Source organism: Streptomyces sp. NPDC001568 (assembly GCF_042893755.1).
Lineage (GTDB): Bacteria > Actinomycetota > Actinomycetes > Streptomycetales > Streptomycetaceae > Streptomyces.
In genome coordinates this window covers 194,802-219,906 of the sequence record NZ_JBIAVF010000014.1, presented here as the reverse complement: position 1 = coordinate 219,906, position 25,105 = coordinate 194,802, and the positions used below count along the sequence as shown (strand labels likewise).

General features: G+C 73.2%; 22 protein-coding genes. 16 read left to right on the top strand and 6 right to left on the bottom strand.

From position 1 onward, the window contains the following. Positions 1-4: 4 nt before the first annotated feature. Positions 5-970, bottom strand: a complete 966-nt coding sequence (gene speB, locus ACFY0I_RS26100; protein ID WP_281210177.1) for an agmatinase — start codon at positions 968-970, stop codon at positions 5-7. Positions 971-1,085: 115 nt separating this feature from the next. On the opposite strand from speB, the gene ACFY0I_RS26095 reads away from it, so the two are divergent. The 6 genes from ACFY0I_RS26095 (at position 1,086) to ACFY0I_RS26070 (ending at position 8,670) form a co-directional block, all read left to right on the top strand. Further along, positions 1,086-2,708, top strand: a complete 1,623-nt coding sequence (locus ACFY0I_RS26095) for a PucR family transcriptional regulator (RefSeq protein WP_388900348.1) — start codon at positions 1,086-1,088, stop codon at positions 2,706-2,708. A 73-nt stretch (positions 2,709-2,781) separates the two neighbouring features. Then, positions 2,782-3,843 carry an FUSC family protein gene (locus tag ACFY0I_RS26090; RefSeq protein ID WP_388900345.1) on the top strand — a complete coding sequence of 354 codons (1,062 nt, stop codon included), beginning with the start codon at positions 2,782-2,784 and terminating at the stop codon, positions 3,841-3,843. A gap of 126 nt (positions 3,844-3,969) precedes the next feature. Next, on the top strand, positions 3,970-5,481 hold the full coding sequence (locus ACFY0I_RS26085) for a cytochrome ubiquinol oxidase subunit I (RefSeq protein ID WP_388900342.1): 1,512 nt from the start codon (positions 3,970-3,972) through the stop codon (positions 5,479-5,481). A gap of 152 nt (positions 5,482-5,633) precedes the next feature. Beyond that, entirely contained in the window at positions 5,634-6,791 is a 1,158-nt protein-coding gene (locus ACFY0I_RS26080) for an acyl-CoA dehydrogenase family protein (protein WP_281206505.1), read from the top strand. 6 nt (positions 6,792-6,797) lie between these two features. Further along, positions 6,798-7,688 (top strand): acyl-CoA thioesterase II, encoded by an 891-nt coding sequence (locus tag ACFY0I_RS26075; protein ID WP_281206504.1) that lies wholly within the window; start codon positions 6,798-6,800, stop codon positions 7,686-7,688. A 67-nt stretch (positions 7,689-7,755) separates the two neighbouring features. Continuing rightward, positions 7,756-8,670, top strand: coding sequence for a cation diffusion facilitator family transporter (locus tag ACFY0I_RS26070; RefSeq protein WP_388900339.1), 915 nt, complete (start codon positions 7,756-7,758; stop codon positions 8,668-8,670). Here the strand turns inward: ACFY0I_RS26070 and ACFY0I_RS26065 are convergent. Further along, entirely contained in the window at positions 8,646-9,128 is a 483-nt protein-coding gene (locus tag ACFY0I_RS26065; RefSeq protein WP_388900336.1) for a MerR family transcriptional regulator, read from the bottom strand. The two genes, ACFY0I_RS26070 and ACFY0I_RS26065, sit on opposite strands and share 25 nt — an antisense overlap. 171 nt (positions 9,129-9,299) lie before the next feature. Between ACFY0I_RS26065 and ACFY0I_RS26060 the strand changes: the two genes are divergently transcribed. Further along, positions 9,300-9,884, top strand: a complete 585-nt coding sequence (locus tag ACFY0I_RS26060; protein WP_388900333.1) for an O-methyltransferase — start codon at positions 9,300-9,302, stop codon at positions 9,882-9,884. 54 nt (positions 9,885-9,938) lie between these two features. Here the strand turns inward: ACFY0I_RS26060 and ACFY0I_RS26055 are convergent, their stop codons facing one another. Both ACFY0I_RS26055 and ACFY0I_RS26050 read right to left on the bottom strand, forming a co-directional pair. Beyond that, positions 9,939-10,745 carry a phosphatase gene (locus tag ACFY0I_RS26055; RefSeq protein ID WP_388900330.1) on the bottom strand — a complete coding sequence of 269 codons (807 nt, stop codon included), beginning with the start codon at positions 10,743-10,745 and terminating at the stop codon, positions 9,939-9,941. 56 nt (positions 10,746-10,801) lie between these two features. Further along, positions 10,802-11,380 carry a TetR/AcrR family transcriptional regulator gene (locus ACFY0I_RS26050; RefSeq protein WP_362879159.1) on the bottom strand — a complete coding sequence of 193 codons (579 nt, stop codon included), beginning with the start codon at positions 11,378-11,380 and terminating at the stop codon, positions 10,802-10,804. Positions 11,381-11,477: 97 nt separating this feature from the next. Here ACFY0I_RS26050 and ACFY0I_RS26045 point away from each other — a divergent pair, with 97 nt between their 5' ends. The 6 genes from ACFY0I_RS26045 to ACFY0I_RS26020 all read left to right on the top strand — a co-directional run bounded on the left by ACFY0I_RS26045 (position 11,478) and on the right by ACFY0I_RS26020 (position 19,422). Next, positions 11,478-13,094, top strand: coding sequence for a carboxyl transferase domain-containing protein (locus ACFY0I_RS26045; protein WP_385574607.1), 1,617 nt, complete (start codon positions 11,478-11,480; stop codon positions 13,092-13,094). Positions 13,095-13,110: 16 nt separating this feature from the next. Further along, positions 13,111-15,117, top strand: a complete 2,007-nt coding sequence (locus ACFY0I_RS26040) for a biotin carboxylase N-terminal domain-containing protein (protein ID WP_388900327.1) — start codon at positions 13,111-13,113, stop codon at positions 15,115-15,117. Then, a complete protein-coding gene (locus ACFY0I_RS26035) occupies positions 15,114-16,049 on the top strand; it encodes a hydroxymethylglutaryl-CoA lyase (protein ID WP_388900324.1) in 936 nt (311 codons plus the stop codon). The genes ACFY0I_RS26040 and ACFY0I_RS26035 overlap by 4 nt, the downstream gene beginning before the upstream one ends. Before the next feature lie 7 nt (positions 16,050-16,056). After that, positions 16,057-17,217 carry an acyl-CoA dehydrogenase family protein gene (locus tag ACFY0I_RS26030; RefSeq protein WP_388900321.1) on the top strand — a complete coding sequence of 387 codons (1,161 nt, stop codon included), beginning with the start codon at positions 16,057-16,059 and terminating at the stop codon, positions 17,215-17,217. Between the two features lie 149 nt (positions 17,218-17,366). Further along, positions 17,367-18,407, top strand: a complete 1,041-nt coding sequence (locus ACFY0I_RS26025; protein ID WP_388900318.1) for an ABC transporter substrate-binding protein — start codon at positions 17,367-17,369, stop codon at positions 18,405-18,407. Positions 18,408-18,495: 88 nt separating this feature from the next. Then, positions 18,496-19,422: a siderophore-interacting protein gene (locus ACFY0I_RS26020; RefSeq protein WP_388900316.1), complete on the top strand. Its 927-nt coding sequence runs from the start codon at positions 18,496-18,498 to the stop codon at positions 19,420-19,422. Positions 19,423-19,603: 181 nt separating this feature from the next. Here the strand turns inward: ACFY0I_RS26020 and ACFY0I_RS26015 are convergent, their stop codons facing one another. Next, positions 19,604-21,184, bottom strand: a complete 1,581-nt coding sequence (locus ACFY0I_RS26015) for a beta-N-acetylhexosaminidase (RefSeq protein ID WP_388900314.1) — start codon at positions 21,182-21,184, stop codon at positions 19,604-19,606. A gap of 52 nt (positions 21,185-21,236) precedes the next feature. Between ACFY0I_RS26015 and ACFY0I_RS26010 the strand changes: the two genes are divergently transcribed. The 3 genes from ACFY0I_RS26010 to glmS all read left to right on the top strand — a co-directional run bounded on the left by ACFY0I_RS26010 (position 21,237) and on the right by glmS (position 24,390). Further along, positions 21,237-22,154 carry a DUF4429 domain-containing protein gene (locus ACFY0I_RS26010; protein ID WP_388900311.1) on the top strand — a complete coding sequence of 306 codons (918 nt, stop codon included), beginning with the start codon at positions 21,237-21,239 and terminating at the stop codon, positions 22,152-22,154. A gap of 107 nt (positions 22,155-22,261) precedes the next feature. Next, complete coding sequence (locus ACFY0I_RS26005) at positions 22,262-22,537, top strand: hypothetical protein (protein WP_030008735.1); 276 nt, start codon at positions 22,262-22,264, stop codon at positions 22,535-22,537. Positions 22,538-22,572: 35 nt separating this feature from the next. Beyond that, positions 22,573-24,390 (top strand): glutamine--fructose-6-phosphate transaminase (isomerizing), encoded by a 1,818-nt coding sequence (gene glmS / locus ACFY0I_RS26000; protein WP_388900309.1) that lies wholly within the window; start codon positions 22,573-22,575, stop codon positions 24,388-24,390. Between the two features lie 90 nt (positions 24,391-24,480). On the opposite strand, the gene ACFY0I_RS25995 is transcribed toward glmS, so the two are convergent. Then, positions 24,481-25,050 carry an acetate uptake transporter gene (locus ACFY0I_RS25995; RefSeq protein ID WP_388900306.1) on the bottom strand — a complete coding sequence of 190 codons (570 nt, stop codon included), beginning with the start codon at positions 25,048-25,050 and terminating at the stop codon, positions 24,481-24,483. Between the last annotated feature and the right edge of the window lie 55 nt (positions 25,051-25,105).

Genomic DNA, 25,105 nt, shown 5'->3' with positions numbered 1-25,105 from the left:
GTGCTTACTTGCCCTTCGCCTGCGCGATCTGACGGCTCATGATCGTGGTGAGCTCGTACGCGGTGTGCGAGGCCGCGACCGAGGTGATCTCGGCGTGATCGTACGCCGGGGCGACCTCGACGACGTCGGCGGAAACGAGGTTGCAGGACGACAGGCCGCGGATGATCTCCAGCAGCTCGCGGGAGGTCATGCCGCCCGCCTCGGGGGTGCCGGTGCCGGGCGCGTGGGCCGGGTCGAGCACGTCGATGTCGATGGAGATGTACAGCGGACGGTCGCCGATGCGCTGGCGCAGCTGGTCGGCGACCTCGTCGGCGCCGCGGCGGTAGACGTCGGCGGAGGTGACGATGCCGAAGCCCATCTTGGCGTCGTCGTCGAGGTCCTGCTTGCCGTACAGCGGGCCGCGGGTGCCGACGTGGGAGAGGGCCTCGGTGTCGAGGATGCCTTCCTCGACGGCGCGGCGGAACGGGGTGCCGTGGGTGTACTCGGCGCCGAAGTAGGTGTCCCAGGTGTCGAGGTGCGCGTCGAAGTGGAGGAGCGCGACCGGGCCGTGCTTCTTCGCGACGGAGCGCAGCAGGGGCAGGGCGATGGTGTGGTCGCCGCCGAGGGTCATCAGGCGGGAGCCGTTGCCGATGAGCTCGTCGGCTGCGGCCTCGACCGTCTCGACGGCCTCGTTGATGTTGAACGGGTTGCAGGCGATGTCGCCGGCGTCCGCGACCTGGGCGAGGGCGAACGGGGAGGCGTCCTGGGCCGGGTTGTAGGGGCGCAGCAGGCGGGAGGCCTCGCGGATGGCGTTGCCGCCGAAGCGGGCGCCGGGGCGGTAGGAGACACCGGAGTCGAAGGGCACGCCGACGACGGCCACGTCCGCCTTGCCGCCGACCTCGTCGAGGCGGGGCAGCCGGGCGAAGGTCGCGGGGCCCGCGTAGCGCGGGATGCGGGAGGAGTCGACGGGGCCGCGCGGCTGCGTGCTCATGGGGGGTGCCCTTCTGGTGGTCCTACGGTGCGGTACTTCGAGCGTACGGCGGCGGTTCGAGCCCGCGCAGTGTACGTTTCATCCACTGTTGGCCTTGTCGATGTACGGAGTGACCATGGAGGCTCCCCCCACCCCGCCGGTCCTCCTCGCCCGCCTCCTCACGGACGCGGAGCTGGGCCTGCGGCTGCTGACCGGGCCGGCGGAGGCGGAGGTCCACGGGGTCCACGCCTCCGAGATGGCGGATCCGTCCCCGTACCTGCTGGGCGGCGAGCTCCTCCTGACGGCGGGGGCGGAGCTGGCGGGCGGGCCCGAGGGGGCGGGGCTCGTGGACGCCGGCACGTACGCGGCCCGGCTCGTACGGGCCGGGGTGGGGGCCGTCGGGTTCGGCGTGACGCCCGTGCACGGGACGGTGCCGCCGGAGCTGGTGGAGGCCTGCGCGCGGTACGGGTTGCCGCTGGTGGAGGTGCCGCCCGGCACCCCGTTCACGGCGGTCGGCCGGGCCGTGTGGCGGCTGATGGAACAGGCCCGTACGGCCGAGCTGCGCCGGGTGACGGAGGCGCAGCAGTCCCTGGCCGCGGCGGCGGCCCGGCCGGATCCGGTGCCGGCGGTGCTGTCCCGGCTGGCGGCGAGCCTGGGCGGCTGGACGGCCCTCCTGCCCCCGGCGGGCGGCGCGGGGGCGGGCACGGGTGACGGGGCGACCGGGCGGACTCCCGGCCCGTCGCCGGCGCCCCCGGCGGGCGGCGCGGGGGCGCCCGGGCAGCGGACCGCCGTCGCCTCCGCCGGGGTGCCGGTCGGGGACGGGGTACGGGCGGCGCTCGACGGGCCGGCCGCGCGGCTGACGGCCGGCGGCGGCGCGCACCAGCCCGTCTCCGCCGGGGTGCCGGTCGGGGACGACGTGCGGGCGGCGCTGGAGGGGCTGGCGGCGCGGGTGGCTCCGGGGGCCGCGGCGACCGCCACCGACACCCTGGGCGGGACGCACCTCGCGGCGTACGCGGTGGGCGGCGGCCGGGCGCTGGTCCTGGCCACCGCGGCCCGGGCCTCCGGGGACCACACGATCGCCTCCGTCGGCGCCGTGCTGCTGACCCTGCTCACGGCGGGCCGCCCGGCCGGGGACGAGGCGGCCGCCCTGACCCGGCTGCTGCTGGACGGGGATCCGGCCGCGGCCCTGCCCCCCGGCCCCTGGTACGCCGTCCACGCCCGGGGCGGTACCGGGCCGCAGGCCCTCGCCGCGGCGCTGGGCACCGCGTTGCTGGACCCGCGCCCCGACGGCGTGCGCCTGCTCACCGACCGGGAGCCCGCACCGCAGCCCGGCTGGCGGCTGGGGGTGAGCGCCGCGGCGGCGCCCGGGGAGTTGCGGGCCGCCGACGCGCAGGCCCGGCGGGCCTTGGAGCGCGCCGAGGCGGCCCGGGCCCCGCTCGCCCGGCACGCGGACCCCGGGTTCGCGGGGCTGGTCGGCGAGGCGGAGGCCCGTGCGCACGCCGCCGCCCTGCTCGCGCCGCTCTCCCCCGCCCTGCGGGACACGCTGCGCGGCTGGCTGGCGCACCACGGCGGGTGGGACCGTACGGCCGCCGCCCTGGGCGTGCACCGCAACACGGTGCGCCAGCGCGTGGCCCGCTGCGCGGAGCTGCTGGACCGGGACCTGGACGACCCGGACACCCGGATGGAACTGTGGTTCGCGCTGCGCTGGGAGCCGCCCCTCCCGGCCGCCGAGGAGCCCCCGCCCCCGCCGGCCGGCTGACCGCGGCGACGGGCGCCCGGCCGGGGGTGCGGCGCGGGTTCGCCCGGGTGGCGGCCCGCCTACGATGTGCCGCATGTCCGGGATGTCCGTAGCGGCGGGAAAGCGTTTCGTCGATCCGACCGGCCTCGCCGGGTGGGTGGCGCCGGCCGCCCGGCTGGTGGTGTGCGCGGCCCTGCCCTGGTACCTGTGCCTGTGGTGGTTCGGTACGAGCACGGCGCCGGTGGCCGCCGCCCTGCCGGCCGTCCTGATCCTGCGCGACGACGTGTTCGCGGCGCCCCGGCTCGCCCTCCAGCGCCTGCTGGGCGTGGTCGCGGGCGTGGTGCTGGGCGTGACCGTCCTGCACTGGCTGCCGGCGGTCCCGGCGTCGTTCCTGGTCGTCCTGGTGTGCGGCTGCGCCGTGATGTACCTGCTGCGCCACGACGGCACCCCCAACCAGCAGGTGCTGATCACCGCCGTGATGATCTACGCGACGCCGACGCCGGGCTACCCGCTGGCCCGCCTGGTGGAGAGCGCGGTCGGCATCGCCGTCGTGACGCTCCTCGGTCCGTTGCTGTGGCCCCCGAACCCGTACCGGGCGGCGGCGGGCGGCCTGGAGGCGTACCGCACCGGGCTCCGGGCCCGGCTGGAGCAGATCGCCGCGGGGGCCGCCGCCGGGCGGCGGGCCCCGACGCGGCCCGATCCGTTCGCCCTGTGGCACCGGCCGCACGAGCTGCTGGTCACCCTGGAACGCAGGACGGGACGTACGGCCCTGCTGCCGCCGCGGCGGCCCCCGGCGCCGGACACCCTGCGTCCCCGCCTGCGGCTGGCCGCGCGCACGGCCCCGGCGCTGCTGCTGCTGGCGCGGGAGCTGGAGGTACGGGAGACGGCGCCGCGGAGTCCGGCCGCCGACCCCGGCGCCGCCGCGGCCCCGCCCGACGCGGCGGTGCTCGCCCTGGCCCCGGTGGTGGAGGCGACGGCCCGGGCCCTGGACGCGGCACTGGGCGGGGAGGACTGCGCGCCCGCCCTGCGCGTCGCCCGGGACCTCGCCGCCGAGCACCGGGCCGCCCGTCCCGGCCGCGCCGACACCGTCCTGCGGGCCGGCCTGGAACTCACCCACGAGGCCCTGACCGACCACCTCGCGACGCCCGCGGCCTGACTCCCCCGGGGCGTTTCCGCGTCGGCCGTCCGGCGTAACCCCGGGGCCGTCCGGCCGTCGTTGCCGGGCCGGGGGCACGGGCGGGGGCGAGAGTGAGGGTCCGCGCAGTGGTGAGGAAGGACCCGAATGGACCTGGCTCTGGCCTTCGACACGCTGGCCCGATGGCAGTTCGGCATCACGACCGTCTACCACTTCCTGTTCGTCCCGCTGACGATCTCCCTCTCCACCCTGGTCGCCGTCCTCCAGACGGCGTGGGTGCGGACGGGGAACGAGAAGTACCTCGCCGCGACGAAGTTCTGGGGCAGGCTCTTCCTGATCAACATCGCGATGGGTGTCGTCACCGGCATCGTCCAGGAGTTCCAGTTCGGCATGAACTGGTCCGACTACTCGCGCTTCGTCGGCGACGTCTTCGGGGCGCCGCTCGCCTTCGAGGCGCTGATCGCGTTCTTCTTCGAGTCCACCTTCATCGGCCTGTGGATCTTCGGCTGGGACAGGCTGCCCAAGAGGATCCACCTGGCCTGCATCTGGGCGGTGTCGATCGGCACCATCCTGTCCGCCTGGTTCATCCTCGCCGCCAACTCCTTCATGCAGCACCCCGTCGGCTACCGCATGAACCAGGAACGCGGCCGGGCCGAACTCACCGACTTCTGGCTGGTGCTCACCCAGAACACCACGCTCGTCGTCGTCTACCACACGCTCTCCGCCGCCTTCCTGACCGGCGGCGCCTTCGTGCTCGGCATCGCGGCCCTGCACCTGCGGCGCGGCCGGCACGTGCCGGTGATGCGCACCTCGATGCGGCTGGGCATGGTGACGATGCTGCTGGCCGGGGTGCTGGTCGCCTTCAGCGGGGACAGCCTCGGCAAGGTGATGGTCCAGCAGCAACCGATGAAGATGGCCGCCGCCGAGGCCCTGTGGGACGGCCAGACGTCCGCGCCGTTCTCCGTGTTCGCCATCGGGGACGTCTCCGAGGGGCACAACAGCGTGGAGTGGTCGATCCCCGGGCTGCTGTCCTTCCTCGCGGAGGGCAACTTCACCGCGTACGTGGCGGGCATCAACGACACGGAGACGGCCGAGCAGGCCAAGTACGGGCCCGGGGACTACAAGCCCGACATCCCGGTCGCGTTCTGGGGCTTCCGCTTCATGATGGGCTTCGGCATGGCCTCGCTCGCCATCGGCATCGTGGGCCTGTGGCTGACCCGCAAGAAGTTCTTCCTCGACCCGGGGCTGCGGACCGGCGAGGACGAGGTGCCGCACCTGGCCGTGACCCGGAGCAGGACCCTGGGCTCCCTGCTGACCACCTGGTACTGGCGCGCGGCGGTCTGGACGCTCGCCTTCCCGCTGATCGCCAATTCCTGGGGCTGGATCTTCACCGAGACGGGCCGTCAGCCCTGGGTCGTGTACGGGGTGCTGCGCACCCGGGACGCGGTCTCGCCGAACGTCTCCCACGCCGAGGTCATCACCTCGATGTCCGCCTTCACCCTCCTGTTCGCCGTCCTCGCGGTGATCGAGGTCAAACTCCTGGCGCAGGCCGTGATGGCCGGCCCGCCCGAGATCACGCCGGCCGACCTCACCTCGCCCCGCCGGGTCGGCGGGGACGACGAGGAGGACCCGGACCGTCCGATGGCGTTCTCGTACTGAGGAAGGGGACCCCGAGGTGACGGACGGCACCGCCCCCGACCCGGACCGGGCGCCACCGGCTCTGGACAGGGCGGACAACCCGCCGGTAACTTAATCTGAGCAAGCGCTTAGGCATGAGCGGCGGACCGCCGCGACCGAAGGGAGCCGGCCCAGTGCGCCGTACCGTTTTCAACGAGGACCACGAGGCGTTCCGCGAGACCATCCGCGCCTTCATCGAGGCCGAGGTCGTCCCCGTCTACGACGAGTGGTTCCAGGCGGGCCAGGCTCCCCGCGACTTCTACTACAAGCTCGGCGAGCTGGGCGTCTTCGGCATCAACGTGCCCGAGGAGTTCGGCGGCGCGGGCCTGGACACCCACAAGTTCGAGGCCGTCCTCTACGAGGAGACCTCGCGCGCGGGCGTGAACTTCGGCGGCTCCGGCGTGCACGTGCTGCTCGCCCTGCCCTACATCAAGATGCTCGGCAACGACGAGCAGAAGAAGCGCTACCTCCCGAAGTTCGTCTCCGGTGAGGAGATGTGGGCCCTGGCGATGACCGAGCCGGGCACCGGTTCCGACGTCGCGGGCATGAAGACCACCGCCAAGCTCTCCGAGGACGGCACCCACTACGTCCTCAACGGCTCCAAGACGTTCATCACCGGCGGCGTGCACGCCGACCGCGTGATCGTCTGCGCCCGCACCTCCGCCCCGCGCGAGGACGACCGCCGCTTCGGCATCTCCCTCTTCGCGGTGGACACCAAGTCCGAGGGCTACTCGATCGGCCGCAAGCTCGACAAGCTCGGCCTGCGCACCTCCGACACCGCCGAGCTGGCGTTCGTCGACGTGAAGGTGCCGGTCGAGGACCTGATGGGCGAGGAGAACAAGGGCTTCTACTACCTCGGCGCGAACCTGCCGTCCGAGCGCTGGGGCATCGCCTTCGGCGCCTACGCGCAGGCCAAGGCCGCCGTCCGGTTCGCCCAGCAGTACGTGACGGACCGCACCGTCTTCGGCAAGCCGGTCGCGCACTTCCAGAACACCAAGTTCGAGCTGGCCTCCTGCCAGGCCGAGGTCGACGCCGCCGAGGCGGTCGCCGACCGCGCCCTGGAGGCCCTGGACGCCGGCGAGCTGACCGCCGCCGAGGCCGCCTCCGCGAAGCTGTTCTGCACCGAGGTCGCCCACCGCGTCATCGACAAGTGCCTCCAGCTGCACGGCGGCTACGGCTACATGAACGAGTACCCGATCGCCCGCCTGTACGCGGACAACCGCGTCAACCGCATCTACGGCGGCACCAGCGAGGTCATGAAGTCGATCATCGCCAAGTCGATGGGTCTGTAAGTCCCCTTGACCGAGCTCGACGAGAACGAGGCGCTCACCGATCTCCTCGATCTGCTCGACCTGGAGCAGATCGAGGAGAACATCTTCCGCGGCACGAGCCGGCAGTCCCTCGTGCCGCGGGTGTTCGGCGGGCAGGTCGCGGCGCAGGCCCTGGTCGCGGCCGGCCGGACCGTGCCCGCGGACCGGACCGCGCACTCGCTCCACTCGTACTTCCTGCGGGCCGGTGACCCGGGCGCGCCCATCGTGTACTCCGTCGACCGGATCCGCGACGGACGCTCCTTCACCACGCGCCGCGTCGTCGCCGTGCAGCACGGGCAGCCGATCTTCCACCTCTCCGCGTCGTTCCAGACGTACGAGGAGGGGTTGGACCACCAGGCGGCGATGCCGGCGGCGCCGGACCCGGAGTCCCTGCCGACCGCCGCCGAGTCCCTTCCCCTGTACCGGGACGTCTTCCGGGACCCGGGGACCGTGGAGCGGCTGGTCGCGGCCCGGGCCGCGGTGGACCTGCGGTACGCGACGACCCCGCCGTGGGGCAGCGTCGGCAAGCCGGTCGAGCCGCGCTCGCAGGTGTGGTTCCGCACCGGGGGCAAGCTCGCGGACGACCCGCTGCTGCACACCTGCCTGGCCACGTACGTCTCCGACATGACCCTGCTGGACTCGGTGCTGCTCGCGCACGGCCGGGGCGGTTGGGCGGTGGGCGACGTGGTGGGCGCCTCGCTGGACCACGCCATGTGGTTCCACCGGCCCTTCCGCGCCGACGAATGGCTCCTGTACGACCAGGAGTCACCCTCGTCGGCGGCCGGCCGCGGCCTCGGCCAGGCCCGGATCTGGACCCGGGACGGCCGCCTCGCCGTCACCGTCATCCAGGAAGGCGTCGTGCGCGTACCGCGCGCCTGAGCCCGCCCGGGCGCGGCGTCGGGTGTCGCTGACCTCCCGACCCCGGGGCCGGACATACCGTCACGTCATGCCCGAACAACCCGAAAGCGTCGCCACGGTGGCCGTGGCCACCGTCACCAACCTCGGGATCGCCGCGGCGAAGGCGGTCGCCGGAGTCCTCGGCGGGTCCAGCGCCATGCTGTCCGAGGCGGCGCACTCGGTCGCCGACACGGTGACCGAGGTACTGCTGCTGACCGCCCTCAAGCGCAGCGCCAGACCGGCCGACGAGGCGCACCCGCTGGGCTACGGGCCCGAGCGGTACATCTGGGCACTGCTCGCATCGATCGCCACGTTCGCCGGCGGCGCGGTCTTCGCGGTGTACGACGGCATCCACACCCTGGTGCACGGCGAGGACCCCGGCAACCCGACCCTGTCGTACGTCGTCCTCGCGGTCGCCGCCGTCCTGGAGGGCTGGTCGCTGCTGGTGGCGTGGCGCCAGGTGCGCGGCGAGGCGGACCGGATGCGGGCGCCGCTGGGCCTGTACGTGAAGCACACCCCGGACACGGCGGTGAAGGCCGTGCTGCTGGAGAACGCGGCCGCGCTGATCGGGCTGGCGCTGGCGGCGGGCGGGCTGCTGGGGGCGCAGCTGATGGGTTCGGGGGTGTACGACGGGGTGGCGTCGCTGCTGATCGGGCTGCTGCTGGTGTGGGTGGCGTGGGAGCTGGGGCGTTCGAACGCGCAGTACCTGATCGGGCGGCCACTGCCCGCGGCGATGCGCGACGAGGTCCGCGAGGAGCTGCTGTCGGTGCTGCACATCGAGGCGGTGTTGGAGCTGACGACCCTGGTGCAGGGCCCCGACGAGGTGCTGATCGCCGCGAAGGTCGACTTCCACGACCTGGCGTCGGCCCGGCAGGTGGAGACGGCCTGCGAGGTGGCGGAGGCGCAACTGCGCGAGCGCTTCCCGGCGATCCGCCGCGTCTACCTGGACCCGACGCCCTCCTGAGGCCCTGGGCGTCCCGGCAGCGGATCCGGACGTCGGGGCAGCAGGTCCCGCAGGCCCGCCCGGAAGGTCGGGCAGTCCAGCAGGGACGGGTCTGCGCAGGTCAGGGCGTGGCTGATGCGTGCGCGGGCCTGCCGCAGCTCCTCGATCCGCCGGTCGAGGACCTCGATCCGGCCGGTCAGGTGGGGGCGCACCGCCCCGGGGTCACCCGCCAGCAGTTCCGCGACCTCGGCGAGCGAGAACCCGCCGGCCCGGGCGGCGAGGATCAACGCCACCCGGTCGACCGCGTCGGGCCGGTAGGTGCGGCGCAGGCCGCGCCGGCCCGCGGGTTCCAGCAGGCCGATCCGCTCGTAGTAGCGCAGCGCCGAGGGCGCCACGCCGGTGGCAGCGGCCACCTCGGCGATGTCGAGGAGCCCTGCGGCGTCCGCCGGCCCCGCCCGTTGCGGTCCTGCCCGGTCCACCCGCGCACCCCCCGCCGTCCTTGACTTGAAGCCCGCTTCAAGTGCCACGGTACCCGTCGGGAGGCGCGGCGCGGGCCCGCCCCGGACCCCTGGGAGCACACGGTGACGAGCGGCGGAACAAGCAGCGGCGCGGGCGTCGGGACGGCCACGAGGGCCGCCCGGTGGAATCGGATGCGGACCGCCGCGGTGGCCGTGGTGGCCGCCGTCCGGCATCCGGTCGACGTACCGGACGCGTTCGCCGACGTGCAGGAGGCGACGCGTCGGCACCGCCGCGCGCACCGGTGCGGGGCGTTCGCGTACGGGGAGGGTTCGCTGCCCGCCACCGTCGCGGCGGCGGTGGGCGCCCTGCGGATCGTCGAGGTGGGCACGGCGCTCGGGTACACGGCGATGGCGATGGCCGAGGCGGCGCCGCTCGCACGCGTCGAGACGGTCGAGTGCGACGCCGGGCACGTCCGGCTCGCGCGGGAGCAGATCGTCCGTCGCGGCTTCGGCGACCGGGTGACCGTGCTGGGCGGCGCCGCCGAGGACGTGTTGCCCGGACTCGACGCCGGCGGCTACGACCTCGCCTTCTTCGACGGCTTCACCCCCACCGCGCGGGTCGTCTCGGACCTCCACCGGCTGCTGCGTCCCGGCGGCACGCTGATCGCGGGGAACCTCATCCTCGGTCCGTCGGCCGAGGTCTGCCGTCACCTCGCCGACCCGGCCCGTTGGCGCACGCACTCCCTCGGCGAGACGGCGCTGTGCGTCAAGCGCTGAGCCGCCCCCGCCCAAGCCCCACCCCGCGGGCCCCCGGGCCCCCGGCCCGTCCGCTCAGGCGTCGAGCAGGCCCGCCGTCGCCAGCAGGTAGGCCGTCATGGGGTCGTAGAAGCGCGGGTCGCGCACGTGGTCGTCCAGCGGGACCGCCACCTGGAGGGTGCCCTCGGCCTCGCCGAGGAAGAGCGCCGGGTCGTTGCAGTCGGCGTACCCGACGGCGTCGAGGCCGCGCTGGGCCGCGCAGCCCGCCCAGCCGTGGTCGGCGACGACGAGGTCGGGCAGGTCCCGGCCCTCGGCGGCGAGCCCGTCGAGGATCGCGGCCATGGGGGCCGGGGAGTGGGTGTGCCACAGGGTGGCCCCGCGCTCCTGTACGGCGACGCCCGCGAACTGCCACACGGAGCCCTCGTCGGCGGTGAGGCCCCGGGGGATGACGACGATCTCGCAGCCGGCCGCCCGCAGGGCGTCGGCGGTGGCGCGGTGGACGTCGAGGAGGCCGCCGGGGTGGCCGGTGGCGAACAGGACGCGCTGGCGGTCCAGGGCCGCCTTGTGCAGGCGCGCGGCGAGCCGTTCGAGACCGGAGACGGTCAGCTCGGGGTCGATGGTGTCCTGGCCGAAGCGGTGCGACGGGTCGTCCACGACCCCGCAGCGCTCCGCCATGACCGCGAGCACGTCCTGCTCGTCGCTCCAGCGGTCCCCGAGCTCCAGGCCCAGCCAGTAGTGGCGGTCCCCGTTGGCGAGCTTGCGGTAGTGGCTCAGGTTGTTCTCGCGCGGGGTGGCGACCTCCCCCGCGATCCGCGTACGGACCAGGTGTTCGACGAGTTCGGCGCGGCTGGGTACGGGCGTCTCTATCGGCATGGCGCCCATTCTGCCGCCGTCCGGCCGGAGCCGTCTGTTCCGTCCCGGACGTCGGACACCCGGGATCAGTCCGACAGCGCCCCGAAGGCCCCGTTCGCCATGCGCCTCAGCAGGGACTCCGTGGCGTCGCGGCCGAGCGCCGCGAGGTGGGGGGTGGAGTTGAGGAGACCGAAGACCGCGTGCACGGAGACGCGCACCTCCGCTTCGCCCACCCGGGGGTGCAGTTCCCGTACGACCGCGACCCACAGCTCCACGTACTGGCGCTGGAGCTGGCGCACGAGCTTGCGGTCGGCGTCCCGCAGGCGGTCGAGCTCCCGGTCGTGGAGGGTGATCAGCGCCCGGTCGTCGAGCGCGAAGTCGATGTGGCCCTCGACGAGGGAGGCGAGGAGCTCCACCGGGTCCCCGGCGGCCTCCTCGACCCGCCGGCGGCCGCCGGTCAGCAGCCGCTCGCTGATGCCGACGAGCAGTTCGGCCAGCATGGCGTCCTTGCCCGCGAAGTGGCGGTACAGGCCGGGGCCGCTGATGCCGACCGCGGCCCCTATCTCGTCCACGCCCACGCCGTGGAAGCCGCGCTCCGCGAAGAGACGAGCGGCCTCACTGAGGATTTGCTCGCGACGGGTCGGGGCGGCCGCTCTGGTGCTCATGGAAATCCATTCTAGACAGGGCCGTTAGCGCTCGTTAACCTGAGGCGAGAGTGTTAACGCTCACTAACAGCATGCACCGAGCAAGGGAGCTCGACCGATGCAGCAGGCACCAGTGCTGACGAGCGCCGCGGACCCGGCGTCCGAGGCCTGGCGGACCAATGAGGCCGCCCACCGCGAGCTGACCGAGGGTCTGCGCGCCCGGCTCGACGCGGCCCGGCTCGGCGGCGGCGAGCGGGCCCGCGCCCGCCACACCGCGCGCGGCAAGCTCCTGCCCCGCGACCGCGTGGACACCCTCCTCGACCCGGGGTCCCCCTTCCTGGAGCTGGCCCCGCTGGCCGCGGAGGGCATGTACGGCGGCGCGGCCCCGGCCGCCGGGGTGATCGCCGGCATCGGACGGGTCAGCGGCCGCGAGTGCGTCATCGTCGCGAACGACGCCACCGTCAAGGGCGGCACGTACTACCCGATGACCGTCAAGAAGCACCTGCGCGCCCAGGAAGTGGCCCTGGAGAACCGTCTCCCCTGCCTCTACCTGGTCGACTCGGGCGGCGCCTTCCTGCCCATGCAGGACGAGGTCTTCCCCGACCGGGAGCACTTCGGCCGGATCTTCTACAACCAGGCCCGCATGTCGGGGGCCGGGATCCCGCAGATCGCGGCCGTCCTCGGCTCCTGCACGGCGGGCGGCGCGTACGTCCCGGCGATGAGCGACGAGGCGGTCATCGTGCGCGGCCAGGGCACGATCTTCCTCGGCGGCCCGCCGCTGGTGAAGGCCGCGACGGGTGAGGTCGTCACGGCCGAGGAGCTGGGCGGCGGCGAGGTCCACTCCCGGGTCTCCGGCGTCACCGACCACCTCGCGGAGGACGACGCGCACGCGCTGCGGATCGTACGGAACATCGTGGCGACCCTGCCGGAGCGCGGGGCCCTGCCCTGGTCGGTGGAGGCTCCCGAGGAGCCCAAGGTGGACCCGTACGGGCTGTACGGCGCGGTCCCCGTCGACTCCCGCACCCCGTACGACGCGCGGGAGATCATCGGGCGGATCGTGGACGGCTCCCGCTTCCAGGAGTTCAAGGCCGAGTACGGCCAGACCCTGGTCACCGGCTTCGCGCGGATCCACGGGCACCCGGTCGGGATCGTCGCCAACAACGGCATCCTGTTCTCCGAGTCCGCCCAGAAGGGCGCCCACTTCATCGAGCTGTGCGACCAGCGCGGCATCCCGCTGCTGTTCCTCCAGAACATCTCGGGCTTCATGGTCGGCCGGGACTACGAGGCCGGCGGCATCGCCAAGCACGGCGCCAAGATGGTCACGGCGGTCGCCTGCACCCGGGTCCCGAAGCTGACCGTGGTCGTCGGCGGCTCGTACGGCGCGGGCAACTACTCGATGTGCGGGCGGGCCTACTCGCCCCGCTTCCTGTGGATGTGGCCCAACGCGAAGATCTCGGTGATGGGCGGCGAGCAGGCCGCCTCGGTGTTGGCCACCGTCAAGCGGGACCAGATCGAGGGCGCCGGCCAGGAGTGGCCCGCCGAGGACGAGGAGGCCTTCAAGGCCCCCGTCCGCGCGCAGTACGAGGAGCAGGGCAGCGCGTACTACGCCACGGCCCGGCTGTGGGACGACGGGGTCATCGACCCGATGGAGACCCGGCAGGTGCTGGGACTGGCCCTGACCGCGTGCGCGAACGCCCCCCTGGGCGAGTCGGGCTTCGGCATCTTCCGTATGTGACGTGAGGACCTCACTGATGTTCAGCACTGTTCTGGTCGCGAACCGGGGCGAGATCGCGGTCCGGGTCATCCGCACCCTGCGGGAGCTCGGCGTCCGCTCCGTGGCCGTCTTCAGCGACGCGGACGCCGACGCCCGGCACGTGCGGGAGGCCGACACGGCCGTCCGGATCGGCCCGGCGGCGGCCTCCGAGAGCTACCTGTCCGTGGAGCGGCTGCTCGACGCGGCGCGCCGCACCGGCGCCGAGGCCGTCCACCCCGGCTACGGCTTCCTCGCCGAGAACGCGGCCTTCGCCCGGGCCTGCGAGGAGGCGGGGCTGGCCTTCATCGGGCCGCCCGCCTCCGCCATCTCCCTGATGGGCGACAAGATCCGCGCCAAGGAGACGGTGCAGGCTGCCGGCGTCCCGGTGGTCCCCGGCTCCTCCGGCAGCGGGCTGACCGACGCCGAACTCGTCGCCGCGGCGCGGAAGATCGCCATGCCCGTCCTGCTCAAGCCCTCGGCGGGCGGCGGCGGCAAGGGCATGCGGCTGGTCCGCGACGAGGCCGTGCTGGCCGAGGAGATCGCGGCGGCCCGGCGCGAGGCGAAGTCCTCGTTCGGTGACGACACCCTGCTCGTGGAGCGGTGGATCGACCGGCCCCGGCACATCGAGATCCAGGTCCTCGCCGACGCCCACGGGAACGTGGTGCACCTGGGCGAGCGCGAGTGCTCCCTCCAGCGCCGCCACCAGAAGGTGATCGAGGAGGCCCCGTCGGTGCTCCTCGACGAGGCGACGCGGGCGGCGATGGGCGCTGCGGCCGTGGAGGCGGCCCGCTCGTGCGGGTACGTCGGCGCGGGCACGGTGGAGTTCATCGTCCCCGGCGAGGACCCGTCCTCGTACTTCTTCATGGAGATGAACACCCGCCTCCAGGTCGAGCACCCGGTGACGGAGCTGATCACCGGCCTGGACCTGGTCGAGCAGCAGCTGCGCGTCGCCTCCGGCGCCGAGCTGGGCTTCGGGCAGGCCGACGTCACGCTGACCGGCCACGCGATCGAGGCCCGCGTCTGCGCCGAGGACCCGGCCCGCGGGTTCCTGCCCTCCGGCGGTACGGTCCTGGCGCTCTCCGAGCCGTCGGGCGGCGCCGTGCGGACGGACTCGGGCCTGACGGCGGGCGTCGACACGGGCTCCACCTACGACCCGATGCTGTCCAAGGTGATCGCGTACGGCCCGGACCGGGCCGCCGCCCTGCGGGTGCTGCGCGGGGCGCTCGCGGACACGGTGATCCTGGGCGTCCAGACGAACACCGGGTTCCTGCGCAGGCTCCTGGCCCACCCGGACGTGGTCTCGGGGAACCTGGACACCGGCCTGGTCGAGCGGGACCTCGCCGAGCTCCTGCCCGACGGCGTGCCCCCGGAGGTGTACGCGGCGGCGGCCCTGCTCGCGGCCGCCCGACCGGCGCGGACGCCGGGCTGGGTCGACCCGTTCGACGTGGCCGACGGTTGGCGCCTCGGCGGCACCCCGGCCTGGACCGTCCACCACTTCCGGCTCCCGGGCCAGGAACCGGTGGAGGTCCGCACCCGCCCGTCCGGCGCCGGCACGGAGCTGCTGACGCCCGCCTCCGACGGCGCCGCCGCCCCGGCCCACGGTCGGATCGTGGCCCGCACCGCGGACCGGGTGACCGTCGAACTGGACGAAGTCACCCACACGTTCAGCTGCGCGCCCTCCCCCGAGGGCACCTGGCTGGGCCGCTCGGGCGACTCCTGGCACCTCCAGCGGCACGACCCCGTCGCCGCCCAGGGCCGGGCAAGCGCGGGGGCCGACACCCTGGCCGCTCCGATGCCCGGCACCGTGACCGTCGTCAAGGTCGCCGTCGGGGACAAGGTCGTCGCGGGTCAGAGCCTGCTCGTGGTGGAGGCCATGAAGATGGAGCACGTCATCTCCGCCCCGCACGCCGGCACCGTCACCGAGCTCGACGTCTCGCCCGGCAGCACGGTGGCCATGGACCAGGTCCTGGCCGTGGTCACCGCCGACGAGGAGGCCGGCGAATGAACGGGCTGCCGATGACCGTTGCGGCCCCGGCCGGGCTCCCCGCGCGGGTGCGGATCCACGAGGTCGGTGCGCGCGACGGGCTCCAGAACGAGAAGACGGCCGTCCCCACGGAGGTGAAGGCGGAGTTCGTGCACCGCCTCGCGGCCGCCGGCCTCACCACCATCGAGGCCACCAGCTTCGTCCACCCGAAGTGGGTGCCGCAGCTCGCGGACGCCGAGCAGCTCTTCCCGCTGCTCGCCGACGTCGGGGCGGCGCTGCCGGTCCTGGTCCCCAACGAGCGCGGCCTCGACCGGGCGCTCGCCCTCGGCGCGGACCGCATCGCGGTGTTCGGCTCGGCGACGGAGACCTTCGCCGAGCGGAACCTGAACCGCACGGTCGCCGAGTCCCTGGCCATGTTCGAGCCCGTCGTGGCCCGCGCCAAGCAGGAGGGGGCGCACGTCCGGGGCTACCTGTCGATGTGCTTCGGCGACCCGTGGGAGGGCGCCGTACCGGTCGAGCAGGTCGTGGGGGTCGCCAAGGCCCTCCTCGACCTCGGATGCGACGAGTTGAGCCTCGGCGACACCATCGGCGTCGCCACGCCCGGGCACGTCCAGGTCCTGCTCACCGCGCTGAACGGGCGGGGCGTGGCCACCGACCGGATCGGCGTGCACTTCCACGACACCTACGGCCAGGCCCTGTCGAACACCCTCGCCGCGCTCCAGCACGGCGTGACGACGGTCGACGCCTCCGCGGGCGGCCTCGGCGGTTGCCCGTACGCCAAGAGCGCCACCGGCAACCTCGCCACCGAGGACCTGGTGTGGATGCTCGACGGCCTCGGCATCGAGACCGGCGTCGACCTGGCCGCCCTCACCGCCACGAGCGTGTGGATGGCCGAACAGCTGGGACGCCCCAGCCCCTCCCGTACCGTCCGCGCCCTCTCCCACAAGGAGTAGTCACACCATGTCCCTCGACCACCGGCTCACCCCCGAGCACGAGGAACTCCGCCGCACGGTGGAGGAGTTCGCCCACGACGTCGTCGCCCCGAAGATCGGCGACCTGTACGAGCGGCACGAGTTCCCGTACGAGATCGTCGCCGAGATGGGCCGCATGGGCCTGTTCGGCCTGCCCTTCCCCGAGGAGTACGGCGGCATGGGCGGCGACTACCTCGCCCTCGGCATCGCCCTGGAGGAACTGGCCCGCGTCGACTCCTCGGTCGCCATCACCCTGGAGGCGGGCGTCTCCCTGGGCGCCATGCCGCTGTACCTGTTCGGTACGGAGGAGCAGAAGCGGGAATGGCTGCCGAAGATGTGCTCCGGTGAGGTCCTCGGCGCCTTCGGCCTGACCGAGCCGGGCGCCGGCAGCGACGCGGGCGGCACCCGCACGACCGCCGTCCGCGACGGCGACGAGTGGGTCATCAACGGCTCGAAGTGCTTCATCACCAACTCCGGTACGGACATCACCGGTCTGGTCACCGTCACCGCCGTGACGGGCCGCAAGGCCGACGGTCGCCCCGAGATCTCCTCGATCATCGTCCCGTCCGGCACCCCGGGCTTCACGGTGGCGGCGCCGTACTCCAAGGTCGGCTGGAACTCCTCCGACACCCGTGAGCTGGCGTTCAGCGACGTACGGGTGCCGCTGGCCAACCTCGTCGGCGAAGAGGGCCGCGGCTACGCGCAGTTCCTGCGGATCCTCGACGAGGGCCGCATCGCCATCTCGGCGCTGGCGACCGGTCTCGCGCAGGGCTGTGTGGACGAGTCGGTGAAGTACGCGAAGGAGCGGCACGCCTTCGGCAAGGCCATCGGCGACAACCAGGCCATCCAGTTCAAGCTGGCGGACATGGAGTCGCGCGCCCACATGGCACGGATCGGCTGGCGCGACGCGGCCTCGCGGCTGGTGGCGGGCGAGCCCTTCAAGAAGGAGGCGGCCATCGCGAAGCTGTACTCCTCGACGGTCGCCGTCGACAACGCCCGTGACGCCACCCAGATCCACGGCGGGTACGGGTTCATGAACGAGTACCCGGTGGCCCGCATGTGGCGCGACTCCAAGATCCTGGAAATCGGCGAGGGCACCAGCGAGGTCCAGCGCATGCTCATCGCCCGCGAGTTGGGCTTCGGCGGCTAGGCACGGCGCGACGGGGGCCGGGTGGCACGTCCGCCCGCCCGGCCCCGTCCGGTACGTCCGTCTTGGCACTCCCGGGGAAGGTTAGGCTAGCCTTCCTGGCGAACGGCCCTGCGGCCGCCTCGCACGCACGCACGAAAGCGGACTCAGACATGCCCAAGCCCCGGACCTCCTCCCTCTCCCGCCGCGGCCTCATCGCCGCCGGCGGCGCCCTCGGCCTCGTCGCGGTCCTGTCCGCGTGCGGGAGCACCGACGCGACGAAGGACGGAACGGGCAAGGACAAGGCCTCCGCCGCCGCCCCCGCCGGCCCGTGGAGCTTCAAGGACGACCTGGACAAGGACGTCACGGTCAAGTCCACGCCGAAGAACATCGTCGCGTTCACCGGCACGGCCGCCGCGCTGAACGACTACGGCGTCAAGGTCAAGGGCGTCTTCGGCCCCACGAAGACCGCCGACGGCAAGCCCGACGTCCAGGCCGGTTCGCTCGACATATCCAAGGTCGAGATCCTCGGCAACGTCTACGACGAGTTCAACGTCGAGAAGTACGCCGCACTCCAGCCCGACCTGCTCGTCACCAACACCTGGGACGGCTCGTACTGGTACGTGCCCGAGGCCTCCAAGGACAAGATCCTCAAGCTGGCCCCGGCCGCCGCCATCTCCGTGGGCGGCAACGCCACCCTGGACAAGGCCCTGGAGCGCACCGCGGACCTCGCCAAGTCGCTGGGCGCCGACATGAACACCAAGAGCACCGTCGACGCCAAGGCCCGCTTCGAGGCCGCCTCCGCCAAGGTCCGCGAGGCCACCAAGGCCAACCCGGGCATCAAGGTGCTCGTCGGCTCCGGCTCCGCCGACCTGTTCTACGTCTCCACCCCGAAGACCTCCGCCGACCTCAAGTACTTCGAGCAGCTCGGCGTCGAGTTCGTCACCCCCGACAAGGTCGAGGGCGGCTTCTTCGAGAGCCTCAGCTGGGAGAACGCCGGCAAGTACAAGGCCGACCTGGTCTTCCTCGACAACCGCACCGGCACCCTCCAGCCGGAGCAGCTGAAGGCCAAGCCGACCTGGGCCGAGCTCCCCGCCGTCAAGGCCGGCCAGATCACCCCGCGCGTGACCGAGCCGATCTACTCGTACGACCGCTGCGCCCAGATCCTGGAGGACCTCGCGAAGGCCATCCAGAACGCGAAGAAGGTCGGCTGACCCACCCGGCTCCGGCCACCGCCCCGGAACCGGCCCGACCCGCCGGTTTCCGGGGCCGCCCCGTACCCGAACCCCTGGGGGACCCCGCATGACCGCCGCCGCATCCGACACCCCGGCCACCGCGCACTTCCGGTTCTTCGTCCTCGAGGTCCTGCGCACGCGGCGGCTCGGCCACTCCTTCCTGCGGGTCACCTTCGGCGGCGACGCCCTCGCGGAGTTCCGCTCGGGCGGCTTCGACCAGAGCCTGTCGCTGTTCCTGCCGCCGCCCCACCGGGAGCACACCGAACTGCCCTCGACCGACGAGGAGACCTGGTTCGAGGCCTGGCGCGGGATGCCGGACGAGGAGCGCCCCGTGATGCGGTCGTACACGGTGCGCGAGCAGCGGCGCACGGCCGCGGGCGCGGTCGAGGTCGACATCGACTTCGTCCTGCACGGCCCGGGCGCCGCGGCCGCTCCCGGCGCGGGCACCCCCGCCTCGGACTGGGCCGGACGGGCCGTCACCGGCCGCCGGATCATGGCGATCGGCCCGGCCGTGGCCCAGAACAAGTCCGTCCGCTTCCAGCCGCCGGCCGGGGCCGACGCGATCTTGATGTACGCGGACGAGACGGCGCTGCCCGCCGCCGCCGCGATCCTGGACCGGCTCGACGCCGGCACCCGGGTCAGGGCCTGGTTCGAGGTGCCGCACGCGGGTGACCGCCTCGACCTCACGACGCTCGCCGACGCGGACATCACCTGGATCGTCCGCGAGGACGGCGCGGCCCGGCAGCGGACCCGGCGGGTGCTGGACGCGCTGCGCGCCGCGCCCCTGCCCGCCGCCGAGGCCCCGTACGCCTGGGTGGCGGGTGAGGCCGGCACGGTCCGCGAGGTGCGCCGACACCTGGTGAGGGAGCGCTCCGTGGACCGCCGCGCGGTCCGCTTCACCGGCTACTGGCGGCTGGGCGCGAGCGAGGAGCAGCTCCTCGCGGAGGCGTACGCGGGTCGGGCGCCGAGCGAGGAACCGACGTCCGAGCTGTAGCCGGCAGGAGGTCGGGGCCCACCCCTTGCCGTGATATTTAGGTTAGGCTAACCTAAGCACAACACGCCGTCACGGGACCTGCCCCTGACGGTGGAGCAGGCCCGGGCGGGCGATCGATACGGTCCCTCGATCGCCCGCCCGCCGCTTTTCCCCATCCCGCTCCCCCGCGCCCCCGCGCCCCTCAGGACCAGGGGACGTCCGGCGCCCGGTGGTAGTTGATCTCCTGGGCGTCCAACCGCGGCCCCTGCGCCGCCAGCCGCTCGCGGTACGAGGTCCAGTCGAGCGCCCCCGCCGGGGACCAGCCCAGCTCCGCCAGCCCGAGCACCCGCGGGAAGGCCATCAACTCCCAGTCGCCCCGCTCGGAGATCGTCTCCGTCCACAGCGGCGCCTCCACGCCGAGCACGGCGGATTCCGGGGCCCCGGCGAGGTGGTTCCCCGGATCCCAGGAGTAGGACCGCTCCACCGGTACGTACCCGGCCCACGTCAGCCCCGGCTTCGTCGTCGTGTCGTACTTCATGTCCAGGTACGCCCGGTCCGCCGGCGACAGGATCAACGGGTGCCCGGCCTTCGCCGCCGCCACCACGGCCGCCTTCTCGGCGGCCGGACCGCGGTCGTGGCCCCAGTACTGGATCACCGCGCCCGGCGCCGGCCGCCCCTGCGCGAGCTGGTGCCAGGCCACCACGGTCTTCCCGTGCCGGGCGACGACCGCTTGGGCGCGATCCATGAAGTCCGCGTAATCGTCGGCCGGTGTCGCGTGGGCCTCGTCGCCCCCGATGTGCAGGTACTTCCCCGGGGTCAGCTCCGCGATCTCGCCCAGCACCTGGTCCACGAACTCGTAGGTGCGCTCCGAGCCCACGCACAACGAGCTGAAGCCGACCTTGACCCCGGTGTAGCGCTCCCGCGCCTTCCCGTCGCAGTTCAGCTCCGCGTAGGAGGCCTGCGCCGCGTTCGTGTGGCCCGGCATGTCGATCTCCGGGACCACGTCGACGTACCGGCGGGCCGCGTACTCCACCAGGTCCCGGTACTCCTCCTTGGTCCAGTGTCCGCCGGGGCCGCCGCCGACCTCGCCGGCGCCGCCGTACTCGGCGAGCCGCGGCCAGGAGTCGATCGCGATCCGCCACCCCTGGTCGTCGGTCAGGTGCACGTGCAGCGTGTTGATCTTGTACTGGGCGAGCTGGTCGACGTACCTCTTGACCTGCTCCACCGGGAAGAAGTGACGCGCGACGTCGACCATCGCCCCGCGGTACGCGAACCTCGGCGCGTCCGTGACCGTCCCGCCCGGCACGTCCCCCGTCCCGCGCACCGGCACCAGCTGACGCAGCGTCTGTCCGCCGCGGAAGAGCCCCGCCGGGGTGCGGGCGGTCAGCGTCACCCCGGAGGCGGTCGTCCGCAGCCGGTAGCCCTCCGCCCCCAACTCCTGGGCGCCCTCGTCGAGCAGCAGCCGGATGCCGTCCCCCTCCTGCCCGTCGACCACCGGCAGCGGCAGCCCGCTCGACCCCCGCAGCTGCTCCGCGAGCAGCTCGCCGACCTGGCGGACCTCCTCGCCGGATCCCGCGCCGGTACGGATGACCGTGCCGGCGCCGAAGGCGTACCCGGCGCCTTCGGCCCGCGCAGAGGCGGGCGCCGGCAGCAGCCGGTCGTAGGGGGCGAGGGCGGCGGGGCGCCGGCCGCCGGGTTTCGCGTCGTCGCCGTGGGCGGCGGTGCAGGAGACGGCCGCGCCGAGGACGAGGAGGGTGCCGAGCGTGCGTCGCAGGACTCTCATGCAGCCCAGGTATAGACCAAACGGCGGGCCCTGACGATGGGAGAATCGCCGGATGGCGGAAATCATCCAGAAGGACGGTACGTGGACCTTCGACGGGGACGCGGTGCGCATCGTGCCGGGCCGCGACAAGGGGGTGTCCCTGCTGCGCCGGCACCTCGGCGAGGTGACCGTGCCCCTGCACGCGATAGCGGGCATCAGTCACGAACCGGGCCGCAAGGCGGGCCGGTTGCGGCTGCGGCTGCGTGACGGCGCGGACCCGCTCCTCCAGGTCACCGGGGGGCGGCTCCCGGAGGGCTCGGACCCGTACCGGCTCACGGTGGAGCCGGACCGCACGGGGGTCGCCGAGTACTTCGTCGACGAGGTCCGCAACGCCCTGCTGCTGGACCAGGTCGACTCCGGACCGTCGGACGCGTACCTGATGCCCGGGCCCCCGGTGCCGATCTCGGTGAGCGCGGGCGACGGGACGGTGACCTTCGACGGGGACACCGTCACCCTCCAGTGGAGCTGGACCGCCGAGGACGCCAAGACCGCCGGCGGGTCGCGCACCTTCCGCACGGCGGACCTCAAGTCGGTCGAGTGGGTCCCCGCGCGGGGACTGGAGAACGGCTGGCTGCGTTTCTCGCCGGCGGGCGCACCCTCGGGGGGCCCGCCCAAGTACGACCCCTACACGGTGGAGATCTTCGGCCTCAAGAAGGACCCGCTGATGGCGCTGGCCGCCGCCGCGGTCACGGTCCGGCTGCCCCACCCGGCGGCGGTCGCGGCCTCCGCCCCCGCCCCGGCCTCCGCCCCCGCGCTCGCCCCGCCCGCCCCGACGGCGGCCCCGGCCGCCCTCCCCGCGCCGACACCGGCGGGCGACGACCACGACGCCCTGCTGCGCCGCCTGCGCGAGCTGGGCGAACTGCACACGACGGGCATCCTGACCGCCGAGGAGTTCGCCCTGGCAAAAGCGGCGATTTTGCGTCGCTTCTGACCGACCCGAGCCGGAATAGCCCATTCCCCTGGTCCAGACCAGCGAGATCCTGCCCGATTCCGGGCAGGATCTTTGCGTTCCGCCCGTTCGCCCGTCAATATCTACGAGTGCTCGACCGCCGCCCGTCGCATGACGACCTCGTCGACCACCTGGTGCGCAGCACCGCGCTGCAGCGCGGCGAGGCCGCCCGGGTGGTGCTCGACGTACTCGCCTACTTCGACGAGACGACCGAGGAGTTCGTCCGGCGCCGCCACCGCGAACTGCAGTCCGGCGGGGCGGTCAACGCCGAGATCTTCGAGCGGATCGCGGCAGAACTGCCGCACCGCGCCGTGGCGCCCCCGGAGCTCTCCCTCCGGCAGCTGCGCCGCATCGTCTACGGCTGAGCACGGCATCCGAACTTCAGGAGGGGCAAGACCGTATGTGCGGAATCGTGGGTTACATCGGCAAGCGCGACGTGGCACCGCTGCTGCTGGAGGGTCTCCAGCGGCTGGAATACCGCGGCTACGACTCGGCGGGCATCGTCGTCAACAGCCCGAAGTCGGCGGCCCTGAAGGTCGTCAAGGCCAAGGGTCGGGTCCGTGAACTGGAATCCCGCGTCCCCAAGCGCTTCGCCGGCACCACGGGCATCGCGCACACCCGCTGGGCCACCCACGGCGCGCCGAGCGACATCAACTCGCACCCGCACCTGGACGCCGAGAGCAAGGTGGCGGTCGTCCACAACGGCATCGTCGACAACGCCTCGGAGCTGCGCGCCAAGCTGGAGGCCGAGGGCGTCGTCTTCGTCTCGGAGACCGACACCGAGGTCCTCGTCCACCTGATCGCCCGCTCGCAGGCCGAGACGCTGGAGGAGAAGGTCCGCGAGGCCCTCAAGGTCGTCGACGGCACCTACGGCATCGCCGTCATGCACGCCGACTTCGCCGACCGCATCGTGGTCGCCCGCAACGGCTCCCCGGTCGTCCTCGGCATCGGCGAGAAGGAGATGTTCGTCGCCTCCGACGTCGCCGCCCTGGTCGCCCACACCCGCCAGGTCGTCACCCTCGGCGACGGCGAGATGGCCACCCTCAAGGCCGACGACTTCCGCACGTACACCACGAGCGGTACGACGACCACCGCCACGCCCGAGACCGTGGAGTGGGAGGCCGCCTCCTACGACATGGGCGGCCACGACACCTACATGCACAAGGAGATCTCCGAGCAGCCCGACGCGGTCGACCGCGTGCTGCGCGGCCGGATCGACGACCGCTTCAACACGGTGCACCTGGGCGGCCTGAACCTGGACCCGCGCGAGGCGCGCGGCATCCGCCGGGTCAAGATCCTGGGCTGCGGCACCTCGTACCACGCGGGCCTCATCGGCGCCGGCCTGATCGAGAGCATGGCCCGGATCCCCGCCGACGCCGAGCCGGCGTCCGAGTTCCGCTACCGCAACCCGGTCGTGGACCCCGACACCCTGTACATCGCCGTCTCCCAGTCCGGTGAGACGTACGACGTGCTCGCGGCCGTCCAGGAGCTCAAGCGCAAGGGCGCCCGCGTCCTCGGCGTGGTGAACGTGGTCGGTTCCGCCATCGCCCGCGAGGCCGACGGCGGCGTGTACGTGCACGCCGGCCCCGAGGTCTGCGTCGTGTCCACGAAGTGCTTCACGAACACGGTCGTCGCCTTCGCGCTGCTCGCCGTGCACCTCGGCCGCATCCGGGACCTCTCCGTCACCGACGGCAAGCGGATCATCGAGGGCCTGCGCAAGCTGCCCGCGCAGATCCAGGAGATCCTGGACGGCGAGGAGGACATCAAGAAGCTGGCCGCCGAGTACGCCGAGGCCAAGTCGATGATGTTCATCGGTCGCGTCCGCGGCTACCCGGTGGCGCTGGAGGCCTCCCTCAAGCTCAAGGAGATCTCCTACATCCACGCCGAGGCCTACCCGGCCTCCGAGCTCAAGCACGGCCCGCTCGCCCTCATCGAGCCGGCGATGCCGACGGTCGCGATTGTCCCGGACGACGACCTGCTGGAGAAGAACCGCGCCGCGCTGGAGGAGATCAAGGCCCGCAGCGGCCGCATCCTCGCGGTCGCCCACCGGGAGCAGGAGAAGGCCGACCACACCCTCCTCGTCCCCAAGAACGAGGACGAGCTGGACCCGATCCTGATGGGCATCCCGCTCCAGCTGCTCGCGTACCACACCGCCCTGGCCCTGGGCCGGGACATCGACAAGCCGCGCAACCTGGCGAAGTCCGTCACCGTCGAGTAGTCGGACCGCGCACATCCGGACCGCGCACATGAGGAACGGCCCCCCGGGATCCCCCGGGGGGCCGTTCCGCGTCCGCTCCCCTACCGCGCCTCAGCCCGCGGCGACCGCGCCGCGGCGCGAGGACCGGCCGAACGCCATCGGCCAGTGGGCGAGGACCGCAGTGGCCCCGTACCAGGCGAGCAGTCCGGCGACCGCCGCGACCCAGCCCGCCGCCTTGGCGAGAACACCGCTGTCGGCGAAGGCGCCTATCGCGAGCAGCAGCAGGGAGAGGGTGAAGAGGCCGTACACGCCCTGGCCGAAGAGGCCGCTCGCGGCTCCCACGGTGAGGGTCAGGCCGAGCAGGGCGAACAGGACGAGGAACGATCCGGCGGCATCTGCCGAAACCTTTCCGTCGGCTCCGGCGGCCCAGGTGAACCAGAAGGCGCCGAGGCCCGCGAACGCCGTGCCGTTGAAGCCGTTGCCGCCGCGGAACTCCAGGAGTCCGAGGACGAACAGGGCGAGACCGCCGACGTAGGTGGCGAGTGACACGGAGTTGGCCGCGGACACACCGTCGATGATTCCGGTGTGGCCGATACCGAACGCGAGAAGGGTGAGACCCAGGGCGATGTGCCCCAGGGTCGAGGTCGAGGCCGTGCTTCCCGCAGAGACACCATTGTCCACGGCGGGCTCCCTTCGATCTGCAGTTGTTTGCTGCGTCCCAGCAGCACTTATCTAC

Bases quoted from the DNA above. Each gene is read 5' to 3' on its own strand.
- speB (WP_281210177.1), bottom strand. From the start codon at position 970: ATGAGCACGCAGCCGCGCGGCCCCGTCGACTCCTCCCGCATCCCGCGC.
- ACFY0I_RS26095 (WP_388900348.1), top strand. From the start codon at position 1,086: ATGGAGGCTCCCCCCACCCCGCCGGTCCTCCTCGCCCGCCTCCTCACG.
- ACFY0I_RS26090 (WP_388900345.1), top strand. From the start codon at position 2,782: ATGTCCGGGATGTCCGTAGCGGCGGGAAAGCGTTTCGTCGATCCGACC.
- ACFY0I_RS26085 (WP_388900342.1), top strand. From the start codon at position 3,970: ATGGACCTGGCTCTGGCCTTCGACACGCTGGCCCGATGGCAGTTCGGC.
- ACFY0I_RS26070 (WP_388900339.1), top strand. From the start codon at position 7,756: ATGCCCGAACAACCCGAAAGCGTCGCCACGGTGGCCGTGGCCACCGTC.
- ACFY0I_RS26060 (WP_388900333.1), top strand. From the start codon at position 9,300: ATGCGGACCGCCGCGGTGGCCGTGGTGGCCGCCGTCCGGCATCCGGTC.
- ACFY0I_RS26055 (WP_388900330.1), bottom strand. From the start codon at position 10,745: ATGGGCGCCATGCCGATAGAGACGCCCGTACCCAGCCGCGCCGAACTC.
- ACFY0I_RS26050 (WP_362879159.1), bottom strand. From the start codon at position 11,380: ATGAGCACCAGAGCGGCCGCCCCGACCCGTCGCGAGCAAATCCTCAGT.
- ACFY0I_RS26045 (WP_385574607.1), top strand. From the start codon at position 11,478: ATGCAGCAGGCACCAGTGCTGACGAGCGCCGCGGACCCGGCGTCCGAG.
- ACFY0I_RS26040 (WP_388900327.1), top strand. From the start codon at position 13,111: ATGTTCAGCACTGTTCTGGTCGCGAACCGGGGCGAGATCGCGGTCCGG.
- ACFY0I_RS26035 (WP_388900324.1), top strand. From the start codon at position 15,114: ATGAACGGGCTGCCGATGACCGTTGCGGCCCCGGCCGGGCTCCCCGCG.
- ACFY0I_RS26030 (WP_388900321.1), top strand. From the start codon at position 16,057: ATGTCCCTCGACCACCGGCTCACCCCCGAGCACGAGGAACTCCGCCGC.
- ACFY0I_RS26025 (WP_388900318.1), top strand. From the start codon at position 17,367: ATGCCCAAGCCCCGGACCTCCTCCCTCTCCCGCCGCGGCCTCATCGCC.
- ACFY0I_RS26020 (WP_388900316.1), top strand. From the start codon at position 18,496: ATGACCGCCGCCGCATCCGACACCCCGGCCACCGCGCACTTCCGGTTC.
- ACFY0I_RS26015 (WP_388900314.1), bottom strand. From the start codon at position 21,184: ATGAGAGTCCTGCGACGCACGCTCGGCACCCTCCTCGTCCTCGGCGCG.
- ACFY0I_RS26010 (WP_388900311.1), top strand. From the start codon at position 21,237: ATGGCGGAAATCATCCAGAAGGACGGTACGTGGACCTTCGACGGGGAC.
- glmS (WP_388900309.1), top strand. From the start codon at position 22,573: ATGTGCGGAATCGTGGGTTACATCGGCAAGCGCGACGTGGCACCGCTG.